Annotated in this window: 16 protein-coding genes and 15 tRNA genes; 29 read left to right on the top strand and 2 right to left on the bottom strand. The window is 45.0% G+C overall.

Features of this window, described 5'->3' with window-relative positions; genetic code table 11:
- Window positions 1–7 precede the first annotated feature (7 nt).
- From BM358_RS18560 to BM358_RS18490, 15 genes are all read left to right on the top strand, one after another.
- Window positions 8–83, top strand: a tRNA-Asn gene (locus BM358_RS18560).
- A gap of 3 nt (window positions 84–86) precedes the next feature.
- Window positions 87–178 (top strand) — tRNA-Ser (locus tag BM358_RS18555).
- A 17-nt stretch (window positions 179–195) separates the two neighbouring features.
- Window positions 196–267 (top strand) — tRNA-Glu (locus tag BM358_RS18550).
- A gap of 68 nt (window positions 268–335) precedes the next feature.
- Window positions 336–411 (top strand) — tRNA-Val (locus BM358_RS18545).
- 26 nt (window positions 412–437) lie between these two features.
- Window positions 438–514: transfer RNA gene (locus BM358_RS18540), tRNA-Met, on the top strand.
- 15 nt (window positions 515–529) lie between these two features.
- Window positions 530–606 (top strand) — tRNA-Asp (locus tag BM358_RS18535).
- Window positions 607–643: 37 nt separating this feature from the next.
- Window positions 644–716 (top strand) — tRNA-Phe (locus BM358_RS18530).
- A 26-nt stretch (window positions 717–742) separates the two neighbouring features.
- Window positions 743–818 (top strand) — tRNA-Thr (locus BM358_RS18525).
- Window positions 819–822: 4 nt separating this feature from the next.
- A tRNA-Tyr gene (locus tag BM358_RS18520) sits at window positions 823–908 on the top strand.
- Between the two features lie 7 nt (window positions 909–915).
- Window positions 916–989, top strand: a tRNA-Trp gene (locus BM358_RS18515).
- Window positions 990–1,006: 17 nt separating this feature from the next.
- A tRNA-His gene (locus BM358_RS18510) sits at window positions 1,007–1,079 on the top strand.
- Window positions 1,080–1,089: 10 nt separating this feature from the next.
- A tRNA-Gln gene (locus tag BM358_RS18505) sits at window positions 1,090–1,164 on the top strand.
- A gap of 7 nt (window positions 1,165–1,171) precedes the next feature.
- Window positions 1,172–1,243, top strand: a tRNA-Gly gene (locus BM358_RS18500).
- Window positions 1,244–1,255: 12 nt separating this feature from the next.
- Window positions 1,256–1,330: transfer RNA gene (locus tag BM358_RS18495), tRNA-Cys, on the top strand.
- Between the two features lie 11 nt (window positions 1,331–1,341).
- Window positions 1,342–1,420, top strand: a tRNA-Leu gene (locus BM358_RS18490).
- Window positions 1,421–1,677: 257 nt separating this feature from the next.
- Here the strand turns inward: BM358_RS18490 and BM358_RS26945 are convergent.
- On the bottom strand, window positions 1,678–2,175 hold the full coding sequence (locus BM358_RS26945; RefSeq protein WP_231517177.1) for a tyrosine-type recombinase/integrase: 498 nt from the start codon (window positions 2,173–2,175) through the stop codon (window positions 1,678–1,680).
- A gap of 681 nt (window positions 2,176–2,856) precedes the next feature.
- Window positions 2,857–3,039, bottom strand: a complete 183-nt coding sequence (locus BM358_RS18480) for a hypothetical protein (protein ID WP_023990249.1) — start codon at window positions 3,037–3,039, stop codon at window positions 2,857–2,859.
- 220 nt (window positions 3,040–3,259) lie between these two features.
- Here BM358_RS18480 and BM358_RS18475 point away from each other — a divergent pair, with 220 nt between their 5' ends.
- The 14 genes from BM358_RS18475 (at window position 3,260) to BM358_RS18405 (ending at window position 15,097) form a co-directional block, all read left to right on the top strand.
- Entirely contained in the window at window positions 3,260–3,781 is a 522-nt protein-coding gene (locus BM358_RS18475) for a MarR family transcriptional regulator (RefSeq protein WP_023990248.1), read from the top strand.
- A complete protein-coding gene (gene sufC, locus BM358_RS18470; RefSeq protein ID WP_016819924.1) occupies window positions 3,762–4,538 on the top strand; it encodes a Fe-S cluster assembly ATPase SufC in 777 nt (258 codons plus the stop codon). The genes BM358_RS18475 and sufC overlap by 20 nt, the downstream gene beginning before the upstream one ends.
- 23 nt (window positions 4,539–4,561) lie before the next feature.
- Window positions 4,562–5,869 carry a Fe-S cluster assembly protein SufD gene (sufD, locus tag BM358_RS18465; protein ID WP_371263099.1) on the top strand — a complete coding sequence of 436 codons (1,308 nt, stop codon included), beginning with the start codon at window positions 4,562–4,564 and terminating at the stop codon, window positions 5,867–5,869.
- A 43-nt stretch (window positions 5,870–5,912) separates the two neighbouring features.
- On the top strand, window positions 5,913–7,310 hold the full coding sequence (gene sufB, locus BM358_RS18460) for a Fe-S cluster assembly protein SufB (RefSeq protein WP_023990245.1): 1,398 nt from the start codon (window positions 5,913–5,915) through the stop codon (window positions 7,308–7,310).
- A gap of 313 nt (window positions 7,311–7,623) precedes the next feature.
- A complete protein-coding gene (locus BM358_RS18450; RefSeq protein WP_013373004.1) occupies window positions 7,624–7,863 on the top strand; it encodes a NifU family protein in 240 nt (79 codons plus the stop codon).
- A gap of 385 nt (window positions 7,864–8,248) precedes the next feature.
- Window positions 8,249–8,800, top strand: a complete 552-nt coding sequence (locus BM358_RS18445; protein WP_023990242.1) for a TetR/AcrR family transcriptional regulator — start codon at window positions 8,249–8,251, stop codon at window positions 8,798–8,800.
- 114 nt (window positions 8,801–8,914) lie between these two features.
- Window positions 8,915–10,177, top strand: coding sequence for an MFS transporter (locus BM358_RS18440; protein WP_327204603.1), 1,263 nt, complete (start codon window positions 8,915–8,917; stop codon window positions 10,175–10,177).
- Window positions 10,178–10,307: 130 nt separating this feature from the next.
- Window positions 10,308–10,619: a LiaF transmembrane domain-containing protein gene (locus BM358_RS18435; protein WP_013311898.1), complete on the top strand. Its 312-nt coding sequence runs from the start codon at window positions 10,308–10,310 to the stop codon at window positions 10,617–10,619.
- A gap of 85 nt (window positions 10,620–10,704) precedes the next feature.
- Window positions 10,705–11,376 (top strand): PspA/IM30 family protein, encoded by a 672-nt coding sequence (locus BM358_RS18430; protein ID WP_023990240.1) that lies wholly within the window; start codon window positions 10,705–10,707, stop codon window positions 11,374–11,376.
- 7 nt (window positions 11,377–11,383) lie between these two features.
- On the top strand, window positions 11,384–11,872 hold the full coding sequence (locus BM358_RS18425; RefSeq protein ID WP_023990239.1) for a PspC domain-containing protein: 489 nt from the start codon (window positions 11,384–11,386) through the stop codon (window positions 11,870–11,872).
- Window positions 11,872–12,576, top strand: a complete 705-nt coding sequence (locus BM358_RS18420; RefSeq protein WP_023990238.1) for a PspA/IM30 family protein — start codon at window positions 11,872–11,874, stop codon at window positions 12,574–12,576. Before BM358_RS18425 ends, BM358_RS18420 begins: the two co-directional genes overlap by 1 nt.
- A gap of 149 nt (window positions 12,577–12,725) precedes the next feature.
- Window positions 12,726–13,373 carry a cell wall-active antibiotics response protein LiaF gene (gene liaF / locus BM358_RS18415; RefSeq protein WP_028541398.1) on the top strand — a complete coding sequence of 216 codons (648 nt, stop codon included), beginning with the start codon at window positions 12,726–12,728 and terminating at the stop codon, window positions 13,371–13,373.
- 16 nt (window positions 13,374–13,389) lie between these two features.
- Window positions 13,390–14,469, top strand: coding sequence for a sensor histidine kinase (locus BM358_RS18410; protein ID WP_023990236.1), 1,080 nt, complete (start codon window positions 13,390–13,392; stop codon window positions 14,467–14,469).
- Window positions 14,447–15,097, top strand: a complete 651-nt coding sequence (locus BM358_RS18405) for a response regulator (RefSeq protein ID WP_013372995.1) — start codon at window positions 14,447–14,449, stop codon at window positions 15,095–15,097. Before BM358_RS18410 ends, BM358_RS18405 begins: the two co-directional genes overlap by 23 nt.
- Window positions 15,098–15,151: the final 54 nt, after the last annotated feature.

The raw sequence follows: 15,151 nt of genomic DNA, 5'->3' as shown, positions 1-15,151 counted from the left end.
TTAATATTCCCTGATAGCTCAGTTGGTAGAGCACTCGACTGTTAATCGAGTTGTCACAGGTTCGAGTCCTGTTCGGGGAGCCATATGGAGAGGTGTCCGAGTTGGCCGAAGGAGCACGATTGGAAATCGTGTAGGCGCCAAAAGCGTCTCGAGGGTTCGAATCCCTCTCTCTCCGCCATAATTATTTTATTGCATGGCCCGTTGGTCAAGGGGTTAAGACACCTCCCTTTCACGGAGGTAACAGGGGTTCGAATCCCCTACGGGTCATAAAAATATCATAAAAGAACTTGCAATAAAAAGTTCATTATGGTATAATATGAGAAGTGCTTAATTGTGGAGGCTTAGCTCAGCTGGGAGAGCATCTGCCTTACAAGCAGAGGGTCGGGGGTTCGAGCCCCTCAGCCTCCACCATTTGAAAATTAAATATTTATTATTGTCGCGGGGTGGAGCAGTTCGGTAGCTCGTCGGGCTCATAACCCGAAGGTCGCAGGTTCAAATCCTGCCCCCGCAACCAATTAAAATTTATTATGGAACTGTGGTGTAGAGGCCTAACATGCCTGCCTGTCACGCAGGAGATCGCGGGTTCGAATCCCGTCAGTTCCGCCATTAGTAATACAACGTTTAATGAAGAGCCTTATAATAAGGCTCGGTAGCTCAGTCGGTAGAGCAGAGGACTGAAAATCCTCGTGTCGGCGGTTCGATTCCGTCCCGAGCCACCTTTCAAGTGGGAAATGAGTAATGTGCCGGTGTAGCTCAACTGGTAGAGCAACTGACTTGTAATCAGTAGGTTGGGGGTTCAAGTCCTCTCGCCGGCACCATTTTGGAGGATTAGCGAAGTGGCCAAACGCATCAGACTGTAAATCTGCTCCCTTACGGGTTCGGTGGTTCGAATCCATCATCCTCCACCAGTTTTATAGGGGCATAGTTTAAAGGTAGAACAACGGTCTCCAAAACCGTTGGTGTGGGTTCAATTCCTGCTGCCCCTGCCAATTATTCATTACTTGCGGCGGTCGTGGCGAAGTGGTTAACGCACCGGACTGTGACTCCGGCATTCGTGGGTTCAAGCCCCATCGGCCGCCCTTTACTTATTGGGGATTAGCCAAGCGGTAAGGCAACGGACTTTGACTCCGTCATGCATAGGTTCAAATCCTATATCCCCAGCCATCTTTATGCGGACGTGGCTCAGCGGTAGAGCATCGCCTTGCCAAGGCGAGGGTCGCGGGTTCGATTCCCGTCGTCCGCTTTGTTACACTCTGGCGCCATAGCCAAGTGGTAAGGCAAAGCTCTGCAAAAGCTTTATTCCCCAGTTCAAATCTGGGTGGCGCCTCCATAATTGAATATGCCGGCGTGGCGGAATGGCAGACGCGCTCGACTCAAAATCGAGTGGGAAACCGTGGAGGTTCGAGTCCTCTCGCCGGTATTAACTAAAAGAGTTCATTAGAGATAATCTCTAGTGGGCTTTTTTTATTTGAGCTTTAGTACCCCACTCATTGCTTGAGCTGAAGACACCTTTGAGTTGTATTCGAAATGCGAATAAATATTTGCCGTTGTTGCATAATCGCTGTGGCCTAACCATTCCTGAACTTCTTTCATGCTTACCCCTAATACATTTACATAAATATACTCCAGGTATTCAAGACAATAAGAATTGTCAGAAGATAAGCGACAGGATTCCTGTTATTCCTTCATACGAATCAGAAGCTCATAGAACGTGTCCACCAGTGGCAGTATACGGCGACTGGCTTTATTCTTGGTTCGGTCCTTTTCAATTTCAATATATCTACCATTCAAATTGCCCGATGTGGCGGAATGTTTAATATTAATAGTCCAATTCAATAAATCAATAGCCGACCATTTTAATCCTACGACCTCGCTTCGGCTTAGCCCATAAACGGCAGCCAGGATAACGAAAAGTTCAATTCTTTCGCCTCGAATTACTGCGAGGAGTTGATTCAGCTCCTCGGCATTGTAGAAGCTCACGAAGTAATTGTTCTTTTTTGGGCTTTCAACTAAGTCAGGGAGATTCGCCACAATCAGCTTTATTTTCACGGCATACTGAAGGGCTCTGCAAATGTTCGCGTGGTAATGAATAACGGTATTGGCGCTGACACCTTGCACATTCATTTCATGGGTATACAAGGTCTGAAAATCCTCTGTAGTTAAATCATCAAGCAATACATCTCTTTCTCTCGGAAAAAGGATCTACGCGGCCTTTTACAGTGTCGGAATAGGAGATATAGGAGATAAGCCCGATACTGTTCTTCATCATCTCTAGCCATTGAAGCATAAAGTCTGCGAACAGCCTTTTGCTATTACCGGATGGAGTAGCCGCTTTTACTCTTACAGCATATCTTCGTTTTCAACCGCGAGTGCTTGTCCTTCCATATGATAATTCTTCCTGGCTTCCTGAAGCAAGATTTCGGCTCTTTTCTTGGTTCCTTTTATTTTAAGCCCCGTAGGGATCCATTTTGGTTATCGTTTACCATTCTTATCTTTACAGTTAGGCGGATGTCCCGTTGCGCTTTCTCCTCTTCCAACAACTCCAGAGGGTGAACCCGATCCTTTTTCAAATACCGGTTGAGCTTCGGAATGGATTTGCTACAAAAGTGGTAGCTGAATCCGCCGATGGATTGCTTTAGCGCCCAGAAGGTGCATTTGATTTTGAACCGGGCGGTATAAAGTTCGATGATCTAGGTCGCCTCCAGTGTCAGATCGGTGCTGGCTAGAATGGAGCATCGCCTGTTCGGATTCACCAGCAAAAACCACAGTTTTTGGTATACTCTTTGGCCCCATAACATATCCAGACACAGGTAACTGACGGATTATTCATTGCCATTCATGCTCACGATAGCGTACTCAAACGCTGCGGTACGGCTTTAAAACAGCTCGGCCAAGCACCACCTTTGTCCTCTTTTTACGGTAGCGACCCCGGTCTGTGGCAGGTGTACCATGACGTTCATAGGCAACGGTATTGGACTTGGCTTCGGTTACCATATCCATCCGGGTGCTGCCGAATTGATCAGAGGTAGGCAAAACCATTTCCGGGACGTGCCCTAGTCAAAACACAGCATGAGGCCGATGACAATGACAACAAACCCATGAAAAGCGCCTCCAAAATTGCGTCACATTTAACACAATTGATATTGATAATCAATATCAATTGTGTTAATATAATTTTGTTCACTAGTGAATAAAAAATAATCTAATTGTGACACTGAACTTGGTCTGCAACTACTACAAGAGAGGGGAGATTGGGAAATTGGAGTTTCAAAATCATTTTAAAGGTCATCTTTACGAGCAATATATTAAAATGCTACATCTGAATGAGCTGTATACTGAACAAGAATTTAACTCGTTTCGGCAACAGGCCAGAAAGTACCAGATTGACATGCTCTCCAACAATATTACTAGTGTACACGTTATTGATTGCATTGGTGATTATGAACCGATAAATCATACCGGGATTGTGGAGAAGATGGGGTTGTCCAAAGCTAGCATTACTAAAATTAGTGCAAAGCTGCTGGAAATGGGCTTCATTATGAGAAGTCAACTGAACAGCAATCGTAAGGAGATTTACTTTAGTTTAACGGATAAGGGAAGACACGTTTATCATTTGCATAAAGAACTGCACAAAGAAAAAGAAGAAAGGTTTTACCAATTCATTGAATCCTATTCAGAGGTTGAGCTGCAGACTATTGGAAAATTTATGAGTGATTTGGTGGCGCGTGCCGAAGAATACTCCGAAGGGAAGTTTACGATAAATGACGACATTAAAGATTGAGGAATTAAGATCCAAGATTGAAGGGAAAGAAATTTTAAAAGGGCTCACACTGGAGATTCATGGCGGAGAGATTCATGCGATTATGGGGCCTAATGGGACGGGAAAAAGTACATTGGCTTCAGCTTTAATGGGCCATCCCAAATATGAGGTTACTGGCGGTAAGGTGACATTGGACAATGAAGACCTTCTGGAGATGGAGGTGGATGAGCGTGCCCAGGCAGGCTTGTTCCTCGCTATGCAATACCCAAGTGAAATTGCTGGCGTGACCAACTCGGACTTTCTCAGAAGTGCCATCAATGCACGGCGTGAAGAAGGCGATGAGATATCCTTAATCCGTTTTATCCGTGAAATGGAGAGCAAAATGAAGGGGCTGGAGATGAACCCGGAATTTGTGCATCGTTATTTGAATGAGGGATTCTCTGGCGGTGAAAAAAAGCGGAATGAGATTTTGCAAATGATGCTACTTGAACCCAAGTTTGTGATCCTGGATGAAGTGGACTCAGGGCTTGATATTGATGCACTGCGTATTGTGGCCAATGGCGTAAATGAGATGCGCAGCCCGGATAGAGGCTTTTTAATCATCACCCATTATCAACGACTGTTGAATTATATTACCCCGGATTTTGTGCATGTCATGATGCAAGGCCAGATAGTTAAATCTGGCGGTCCGGAGCTTGCCCACCGTTTGGAGGCTGAAGGGTACGATTGGGTGAAGGAGGAACTTGGGATTACGGATGAGACGGTAAGGGAAGCTTAAAAGCCGGAGAGGAGGAACAGCACGTGGATATACAAGCTAGAGTTTCAATGAATGTGGACGATTTACGCGCATGGTCAAGCGCTAAGGATGAACCTCGTTGGCTGATTGAACGCCGCGTTCACGCACTCGAACTGGCAGGGACGCTGGAGTTGCCTAAAGTGGAGAAAATCAATCTCGAAAAATGGGATATCTACGAAAGTGGAGATTACAAAGCTGAGAATGCGTGGTCTAGTTTGGAGGAAGCGCCGGAGGTTGTTCGAGGTTTGGTTGCTTCTCCGGTGAAAGGCGGACTAATCGTTCAGTTCAACTCGGATGTAGTGTATACGAAATTGTCCGAGAGCTTAGCCGCCCAGGGAGTCATTTTAACGGATCTGCATACTGCGGCAAAAGAGCATGAGGAGCTGGTTCAACGTTATCTCTTTCAGGCAGTAAAGCCAGAAGAACATCGTTTATCTGCTGCACACAGTGCCTTATGGAGTGGTGGCGTTTTTCTATATGTCCCAGACGGTGTAGAGGTTGAAGCACCTATTCAAGCGATCTTTCTTAACGATACAAGCGGTGTGTGTTTTGCTCCTCACGTCTTAATTGTGGCAGGGAGCAACAGCAAGATCACTTATGTGGATAATTGTGTATCAAGTGGTGATGATGTCAAGGTATTGCATAACGGTGTGACGGAGGTCTTCGCGGGGGCGGGCTCAAAGGTGCAAGTAGCTTCGGTTCATCAGCTTGCTGCAACTACAACAGATTTCACCCAGCGACGGGCGGTCGTTCTTGCTGATGGGGGTGTGGAATGGATTATCGGTGAGATGAACAATGGTTATACCGCCAGCGATACCAAGACTTTGCTACAAGGCAACGGGGCGGTCTCCGACAATAAGGTGATTGCTATTGGCACGGGCAATCGAAAATCGAGCTATACAACTCAAGCTCAGCATTTTGGCAGAAGCTCGGTAAGCCAGATGATTACGCGTGCAGTCATGCTTGAAGAAGCTACGGCCATTATCAACGGCATTACAAAGATTGAAAAAGGTGCAACCCATTGTGATGGTCAGCAAACAGAACGCGTGCTTATGCTAAGTCCTAAAGCTCGCGGCGATGCCAATCCGATCCTGCTGATAGATGAGGATGATGTAACCGCGGGTCATGCTGCATCCGTGGGGCAAGTAAATGCAGAGCAAATCTATTATCTGATGTCGCGCGGGATATCACGGAGTGAAGCCGAACATCTTGTTATTTTTGGATTTCTCGCTCCTGTCATTTCGGAGATCCCGCTGGAAGGTGTTCGCAGTCGCCTAAAAGATTTAGTGGAAAGCAAGCTCGGCAGATCATAGCAAATCAAAATGAATCTTGAAAGGTTAAAAAGGAGTGATACTAATGGCTAAAAAAGCACCAGATATGGGCGAATATAAATATGGGTTTCGCGACAAGCACCAGTCTATTTTTCAATCTGGAAAAGGTCTGACGGAAGAGATTGTCCGGGAAATTTCCCGGATCAAGGAAGAGCCGGAGTGGATGCTCAATTTTCGGTTGAAAGCTTTGAATCAATTCTACAAAATGCCGATGCCTGAATGGGGAGCGGATTTGACCGGGCTAAATCTTGATGACATCCAGTATTACGTTCGCCCTTCTGAAAAACAGGGAAAGACCTGGGAGGAGGTTCCTTCCGAGATCAAAGCAACCTTTGACAAGCTGGGAATCCCTGAAGCGGAGCAAAAGTTCCTGGCGGGCGTATCCGCTCAATATGAGTCGGAAGTAGTTTATCACAGCATGCGGAAAGAACTGGAGGATCAGGGCGTTATTTTCCTTGATACGGATAGTGCATTAAAGCAATACCCCGAAGTGTTTAAGCAACATTTTGGGACGATCATCCCTCCTGCCGACAATAAATTTGCGGCGCTTAATAGTGCAGTTTGGTCAGGCGGTAGCTTTGTATACATTCCGAAGGGTGTTCAGTGCGAGGTTCCTATACAAGGTTATTTCCGTATTAATTCTGAAAATATGGGTCAATTCGAGCGGACATTAATTATTGCCGAAGAGGGCAGCTTTGTCCATTATGTTGAAGGATGTACAGCACCTATTTATAGTACCAGTTCTCTGCATAGTGGAGTTATTGAAATTATTTGCCGGAAAGATTCCCGTGTCCGTTACACGACCATTCAGAATTGGGCTCCTAATATCTACAACTTGGTAACCCAAAGGGCTGTGGCAGAAGAAAATGCCACAATGGAATGGGTGGACGGCAACATCGGCTCCAAGGTAACAATGAAGTATCCGGCAGTATTATTGAAAGGACGGGGAGCCAAGGGGTCCATCCTGTCTATTGCCGTAGCCGGTAAAGATCAGCATCAAGATGCTGGCGCGAAGGTAATTCACCTTGCTCCCGAGACAACATCTACGATTATATCCAAATCCATCAGCAAGCAGGGCGGAAAAGTAAACTACCGAGGGTTGTCCAGCTTCAGCCGCGATTCCGCAGGGTCCAAGTCCAATATTAAGTGCGATACGTTGATATTGGACAACATGTCAACATCAGATACGATTCCGTACAATGAAATTAAAAACGATCAGATTACTTTGGAGCACGAGGCAACAGTATCCAAAGTGTCCGAGGAACAATTGTTTTACTTAATGAGCCGCGGGCTTACAGAACAAGATGCTACACAAATGATTGTAATGGGCTTTATTGAACCGTTTACCAAAGAATTGCCAATGGAATATGCCGTTGAAATGAATCGGTTGATTCAATTTGAGATGGAAGGAAGCATCGGTTGATTCATTAATTTAATAGATCAAACCTTTATCATTCTTTAAAGAGGTGCTAGTAATGAAGAAAAATAATTCGGACGATTCAGAACTAGCTCAAATTACCCGAGAGATACGAAAACTTCAGTTCTGCTTCAATATGCTGTCAGGATTGAGCGCAAGTTGTGGTGTGATGATACCTTTAGACTCTATTCATACGCTTATAAGGGAACTTTCGGATCAAGAGGTCACTCTTAGGCAAAAAGCAAAGGATCACTCAGACGATCTAGGGTGAAAAAAGGTCTGAATTGACGGTTGGTAAAAAATGGGAGGAGTTGACATAATGGATGAAAATGGAGTTTTATTCGATGAAGTATCGGAAGTTCTTCTCAAACTACGTCCTTTCTTACTGCGTGACGGTGGAGATGCTGAACTGGTCGAAGTTGAGAACGGTATAGCAAAATTAAGATTTTTGGGAGCTTGCAATGGTTGCCCAAGTGCTACGATTACGTTAAAGGTTGCTATTGAGCGCGCAATTCTTGAGGAAATTGATGATATTAAAGAAGTTGTACAAGTATTCTAAATTCCTTGATACTGAGCAACTGAGTTAGTCCTGTCGCAGACCATAGCTACGGAAGTTGATCCCGCTGCTCAATACCAAAGTACATCGACAGATTACCTTGCGGGTCGAAATCGACGAGCAGTGCTTATTTTACTTCATTAAACAAGGTATTATCACGATTGTATTCGGTATCGAGTGGGAAACCGTGGAGGTTCGAGTCCTCTCGCCGGTATACACAAAAGGATGATAAAATGCTTAAAGGCATTTTATCATCCTTTTTATTATATATTCATGATTTTGGCAACAAGGTTAACATGGATTTGACCAGCGCTTTGATCTTATCGTAAGATGATGGTACTGAAAAAACTTTTCTAGTTTACTGAGCACGAAAGAAATGAGGACGAATATGCAGGAAAGAATTTTGGAGGCTTTTGTAGAGGAAGTTCATGAAAATGGTTTGAAATTTACGATGGATGATCTTGCGAAAAGACTCGCCATTAGTAAGCGTACGTTGTATGAACATTTTTCGTCTAAGACGCTTATTTTAGAAACACTTATTGAGCGTACTAATGATGATATGATTCGTAAAACTGAGCAAATTATCGAAAATAATGAGTTATCTTTGTTAGACAAGATTAAGCAGTCGATTAGGGTCATGCCTCTGTATTATAAGTTTTACGATTTAAGAATATTGGACCAGATGAAAAAGTATTATCCTGAGCAATGGAAAAGGGTACATGCCGATTTAAATGACTGGTCTCCGATTAGAACATTAATTCAGGAAGGCATTCGAGAAGGAATAATAGTGAACAAAAATGAGGCTCTGATCATGAAGCTTATTATTGAATCTGTAAATTTAACGCTTGATCAGCGTTTCTTTCTGGATAACAGTGTGACGGTAGAGGAAGCAACTTATTCTATTGTAGATATTCTGTTGTTCGGATTGGTCGAAAAATAAAAAAATAGCCTCAACAATATGCTGCATATTTGAAGAGGCCATTTTTTTATATGAAAACTAATAAAACAATTTTAGTTTCAATTGTTTTTGAAAAAGAATAATGAAGTTTACCTGATGTTGAATAAAGAGATACGGAAAAGGAAGGGTGGAAATATGTCTATACTCACAAGAAATCGAGGAGCAATGCTGTTATTGATGCTTAACATTTTTTTGGCATTCATGGGGATTGGCTTAGTTGTCCCTGTGTTACCTAAGTTTATAAGTGAGCTAGGGATGAATGGTTCCTCGATGGGGCTGATGGTTGCAGCTTTTGCGTTGACACAGCTTTTGTTATCACCATTGTCAGGAAAGTTGTCTGATCGTTATGGACGTAAAAAGTTGATTGTTTCTGGGATGTTCATCTTCATGTTATCAGAGCTTGTTTTTGGACTGGCAAATTCCATTCCTACCCTGTTCATAGCACGAATCATGGGTGGAGCAGGGGCAGCATTGCTTACTCCTTCTATTATGGCCTATGTCGCTGATGTGACCTCGTTTGAGGAAAGAGGCAAGGGAATGGGAATGATCAATGCAGCGATCAACACAGGCTTCATAATAGGACCAGGGATTGGCGGTTTGCTTGCCACATATGGAATACGCATTCCCTTCTTTGCGGCAGCAGGAGCTGCGGGAATAGCGGCTATTTTGTCTCTGTTAGTGCTGCCTGAGTCTTTAAGCAAGGAAAAGCAACAATTTAATAGAGAGCTTCCACGTCAAAAAGAAAATCTTTTGCAGCAATTTGCCAAGTCATATCAATCTCCATATTTCATGGGTTTACTCATTGTATTTGTCGTTGCTTTTGGGTTAGCGAACTTTGAAACAGTGTTTGGACTGTTTGTTGACCATAAATATGGTTTTACACCAATGGATATTGCCATCATTATAACGACAGGCTCCATTATGGGAGCAGTTGTCCAAGCAACTATATTTGGATGGATCATTAATCGTTTTGGAGAGAAAAAAGTAATTCACCTCTGTTTGGCTATTGGGGGCGTTTTCATTTTTCTAACCCTATTTGCTGAACAGTATGTGATGATTATGCTGACGACCTTTATCATTTTTCTGGCTATGGATATCCTTCGTCCAGCAGTAAGCACTTCTCTATCGCGGCAGGCCGGAGATGAGCAAGGCTTTGTGGCAGGAATGAACTCGTCCTATACAAGCTTGGGTAATGTGATTGGACCGTTAATTGCAGGACTGTTGTTCGATGTTCATATTAACCTGCCTTATATGGTTGCAGCTATAGCGTTACTGGCTTGTCTTGTCCTGTCACTACGCTCCAAGCAAGCGGGTGAGCAACACTCGATAGCCCGTGCAGCAGAACAGCATAGAGGGTGATAGCCGCAGGTCTATATTCATCCCCGACTTAGGTCTAGGTTCAAAAACCGTCTGGGGTCCGTTTTGTCGAACGCTAAGTCAGCGTACAATAAGAACATAAGCAAGACACAGTGAAAGGCGGTGAGAGATGATGAGAGTTAACAAAGGGAATGGGTTAGCGATTGTACTGATCGTGTTGGGTTCGATTATGCTGCTCGGTAAGTTTACTCCGTTTTTCGGTCACTTTTTAGGACATCTGATTGGTTACTTAATTCCGATAGCTATGGTCATGCTAGGCTACTACGGTGTGAAAAAAGGAAATGCGCTCTTCGGCTGGATCGTACTTGTACTCGGGGTACTGATTTTGCTTGGCAAACTGTCCTGGCTTCTGGGACCGCTACTGGCAATCGGGTTGATCATATTTGGTGTTTCCCTGCTGAGTGACCGCAGAAGACGTTACTGATTTTAGCAGTTTGACGAATGAAAAAAGATTGTAGCAACGAAGTGATAAATTATGGCAATACGAATTGTGAAAGGAGCAGACGCAAATGAGTGTTTTTCGAAGAATGCGAGATATCACGGTAGCGACCTTCAATGAGCATTTGGAACAAAGCCAAGACCCGGTGCAACTAATTGACCAGTTCTTGTATAATACCCGCCAGGAAATTGCCGAAGCGGAAAAACTCCATCAACAGTATGCGATGCACACAAGACAGATGAAGCAGCAGTTGGATCATGCATTGTCCATGCAGACCAAACGGGAGGAACAGGCGCTACTGGCTTTGAAGGCTGATGAAGAACATATCGCGAAGCTGGCCCTTCAGGAGAAAATGCTATATGCAGAAAAAGAAGAGCAGTATAGAGAACTGTGGGAGCAGAGCCGTGAATCACTACGTGAGCTAGAACAACAGCTAGATACGTTAAAGACAGAATATCAAACGGTACACAGCAAGCGTCAGTATTATGCGGCACGTGTACAGACGTTGAGACTCCAGCAGCAAATGAACGAACGGGCTGGTACATACGGTGGACGAAATGTTCCCCGAATGTTCAACCGCTTGGAAGACCGAGTAGCCGATATGGAAGCAGAAACGATGAGTCTGCGTGATTTACGTCGGGGTGAGGGCGACCATGTACAGGATGCCCAAGGCGGTGGATCGTTGCTTGAACAAGAGTGGGAGAGACTGAAAAGCAAGCTGAACAACAGCGGGAAGGAGTAAATTGATAATGACCCGAATTTACAGATCAAGCCGGGATAGAGTAATAACAGGTGTATGTGGCGGTCTTTCTGACGCAACAGGAATGGACTCAACATGGATTCGTATTCTGGTTGTGATCAGTTTCTTTATTACAGCAGGAACCACATTTATGATTTATGTGATTGCGGCACTGGTTATCTCCAAGGAGCCGAGATCTCCTTTCGATGGAGGATTTGGCCCTGACAGCGGACCCTATAATCAACAGGACCCGCGCTATTATGGCAGTAACAATACAAGATCGCAGTATGGGCAGGGAACTGGTTACAATCAGGGCGGCGCATACGGCAATTCGAACCCGTTTTTTGGTCAAGATGCCCGCAACTCATCCAAATTTAACACAGGTCAGAACAACGACTTGGATTCCATGATGGAAGATATTGAGAAAAAGGCAATGAAAAAAGAATTGGCAGAGTTACGCAAAAAAGTAGAGCAATTCGAGAAGGGAGATCGTAAATAATGGGGATCTTTAAAAGAATGAAGGATATGACAAGAGCATCGGTGAATGAAGTGTTGGATAAAGTGGAAGATCCGATTATTATGTTGAATCAATATTTGCGCGATATGGAGGCGGAAATTCACGAGGCTGAGGTAACGGTTGCCAAGCAAATGGCGAATGAACGACGTATGAAACAGCGTTTGGAGGAAGCGGTACGTGTATCCAATGAGCGTGAGAAGCAAGCCGAATCCGCATTACGAAATGGTCAGGAAGAAGTAGCACGAAAGCTGTTGGGAGAGAAGATTTATTTTGTGCAAAAGCAGGACGAATACCGCGACTTGCACACACAAGCTGAGCTTCAAGCAAAAGAATTGGTACAGCAGCTTCACGACATGAAAGATGAATTTTATAAAATGCGCAACAAGCGCAATGAGTTGGTATCCCGTGCTCAAATGGCGAAAGCCAAAAAGCAAATGTCTCAAATCAATAGTTTGCACACGATTGAAAGTGGGTCTGCTTCATTGGGCTTCCACCGTATGGAAGAAAAAATCATGCAAATGGAAGCTGAAGCTGACGTACTGCGTGCTCCTTACCGTCAAGCTCCAGGAGAAGCATATATTAATCCAGCTGAGGCTGAAAAACAGTTTAAAGTGGATGAGCAGCTTCAACAGCTTAAGTCCAAAATTCAGACAGGTGCTAAACCAGTCGATATGAAGAAGGACTGACTACTCGGAAACAAGACATTATGATATGCTGTATGGAATGGACATTGGTCGATGATCGTGCTCAATCTGTATGGTCCGGGAAAGCCATATGGCGGAATGTCGCGCCACTATGGCTTTTCCGTCCTGTATAAACAAAAAGGGGGTGCAGCATGGAGAGAAAAAAATCAGCCTTGGCACTGGCAGGGATTGGCATCGGGGTTATCATTTTATTCGGTCAGTGGATTGGGTTCCTCTCCGTGGTTGCACTGATCCTAATGTTGGCCGGAATATATAAGATCCGTAATTCCAAAATCAAAAAAGGTTACACGATGCTCGCGATTGGTGCTGGACTGTTAGTGCTGGATCATTTGTTCCTGTTTGTGGTAGTTACACTAGCATCATTAGCTGTATTCTATTCACGTTCAAGGAAGCTGCATAAAGGTCAAAGCTCCATATTCAAGCACAATTTTATATCCAATCATAAATGGGATGAAGTGCCTTGGAGTCTGCGCAGCACAAGCATATGGCATGTGGTTGGGGACGTGGATGCTGACCTGACGTTGGCTCTCCCAGAGGAACGTGAGTCCGTCATATTTCTACAAGGGATCTTCGGTGACATTGACATCACGTTACCGGATAATTACGGTGTAGAGGTGGAGATGCTTGTATTGTTCGGACAGATTCAGTTTGACCGGGATCATGAGGCGGGGATGCTCAATCGACTGGTTTGGAAGTCTCCCCATTTTGAGCAGAGTGAGTATAAAGTGAAGTTTGTCGTTTCGTACTTGGCGGGCGATGTCCGCGTCCGATTTTATTGAATCAGGAGGAGCCGGGATGAATCATAAAAAAACGTCCAACATGGTAACCCGCAGTATGGGTGAAGGTATCCTCCTGTGTGTTGTTGTGGGCGTAGTTGTCTTTTATATGCTGTATACATATGGATATGTGAAGTCGTTCCCAACCTGGGGCATGATATTGAAAGTTGCAGGAGCCGTTATACTGGTGTTGATTGGTACAGGGGCAATGTACGGATTTTATGAGAGCTACCGCTTTAAAAGCAGATTGGAAATGTTGAGAGAGACGTTGCTGATGTGGGAAAAGGGAACTCCTGCACGTGAGTTGCCGCCCCTAGGGCATGATGAGCTTGGCAGGCTGGGAGAGCAGCTGGAACGGATCGGGCGTAAATGGCAGGAACAAGTTACGTCTTTACAACGCTTATCCACGGATAATGCTCAGTTGGCAGAACAGGCACGGATGACTGCGATTGTGGAGGAGCGGCAGCGGCTGGCCAGAGAGTTGCATGACGCCGTATCACAGCAATTATTTGCTATTTCAATGACGGCGACGGCTGTGGGGAGGACGCTGGATAAGGATTTTGATAAAGCGCAGCGTCAAGTTGCGCTAATTGAAGAAATGTCTTCCGTGGCACAATCCGAAATGCGGGCGTTACTACTTCATCTGCGGCCTGTCTATCTGGAAGGAAAACGGCTTGAGCAGGGTTTGCGTGATTTGGTACAGGAGTTGCAGGCAAAGGTACCGATGGAGATTGATTTTGAGATTGAAAGCGGAGTACAGTTGGTTAAAGGCATTGAGAACCACTTGTTTCGTATTGTTCAGGAAGCGATGTCTAATACATTGCGTCATGCCAAAGCAACCCGCATGGAAATTCGTATCGTGCAACGCCCGGATTCCATCAGGCTGACGATTCGGGATAACGGTATTGGTTTTGAACTGGATGAGAAAAAGCAGACTTCATATGGATTATCCACAATGCAGGAGCGGGTCAGTGAAATTGGGGGAGCTATTCAATATATAACGGCACCAGGAAAAGGAACACGGATCGAGGTGTCCGTGCCAGTTATTAATGATGAAAGCGGAAGGAACGATGATCATGGAAACGGAATTACCGATTAGCGTACTGCTGGTAGACGACCATGAAATGGTACGGATTGGTCTTGCGGCGGTGCTGGGGACGGAAGAAGGTATTGAAGTGGTCGGCGAGGCCGGAAGCGGAGAAGAAGGCATACGGTTGGCTTCCGAATACAAGCCAAATGTCATTTTGATGGATCTGGTCATGGATGGCATGGATGGCATCGAAACGACACGCCAAGTAACTCGTCTGCTTCCAGAGACAAAGGTGATTGTGCTGACGAGTTATTTGGACGATGAGAAAATGTATCCGGTCATTGAGGCAGGGGCATTCAGCTATTTGCTCAAAACGTCTCGTGCTTCCGAGATAGCGGATGCGATCCGTGCAGCTGCACGCGGACAGTCCGTACTAGAGTCACAGGTGGCCTCCAAGATGATGAATCGATTTCGCCAGCCACAGGCTGAGGCACCCGCGCATACGGAACTGACTGATCGTGAGATGGAGGTGCTTCGCCTGTTGGCACAAGGGAAGTCTAATCAGGATATCGCAGATGAGCTGATTATCGGGATTAAGACGGTAAAATTCCATGTCACGAACCTTCTCGCTAAATTAGGAGTGGAAGACCGTACACAGGCGGCGATCTATGCCTATAAGAACGGATTAGCAGAGTAGAATGTAGAATAAACGAATACAAAAAACCGGAGACGACAATAGTCCTCCGGTTTT

Source organism: Paenibacillus sp. cl130, assembly GCF_900116035.1.
Classification (GTDB): Bacteria; Bacillota; Bacilli; order Paenibacillales; family Paenibacillaceae; genus Paenibacillus; species Paenibacillus polymyxa_B.
Note: the sequence above shows the minus strand (reverse complement) of the source record. Positions and strands in the feature narration are given on the sequence as shown.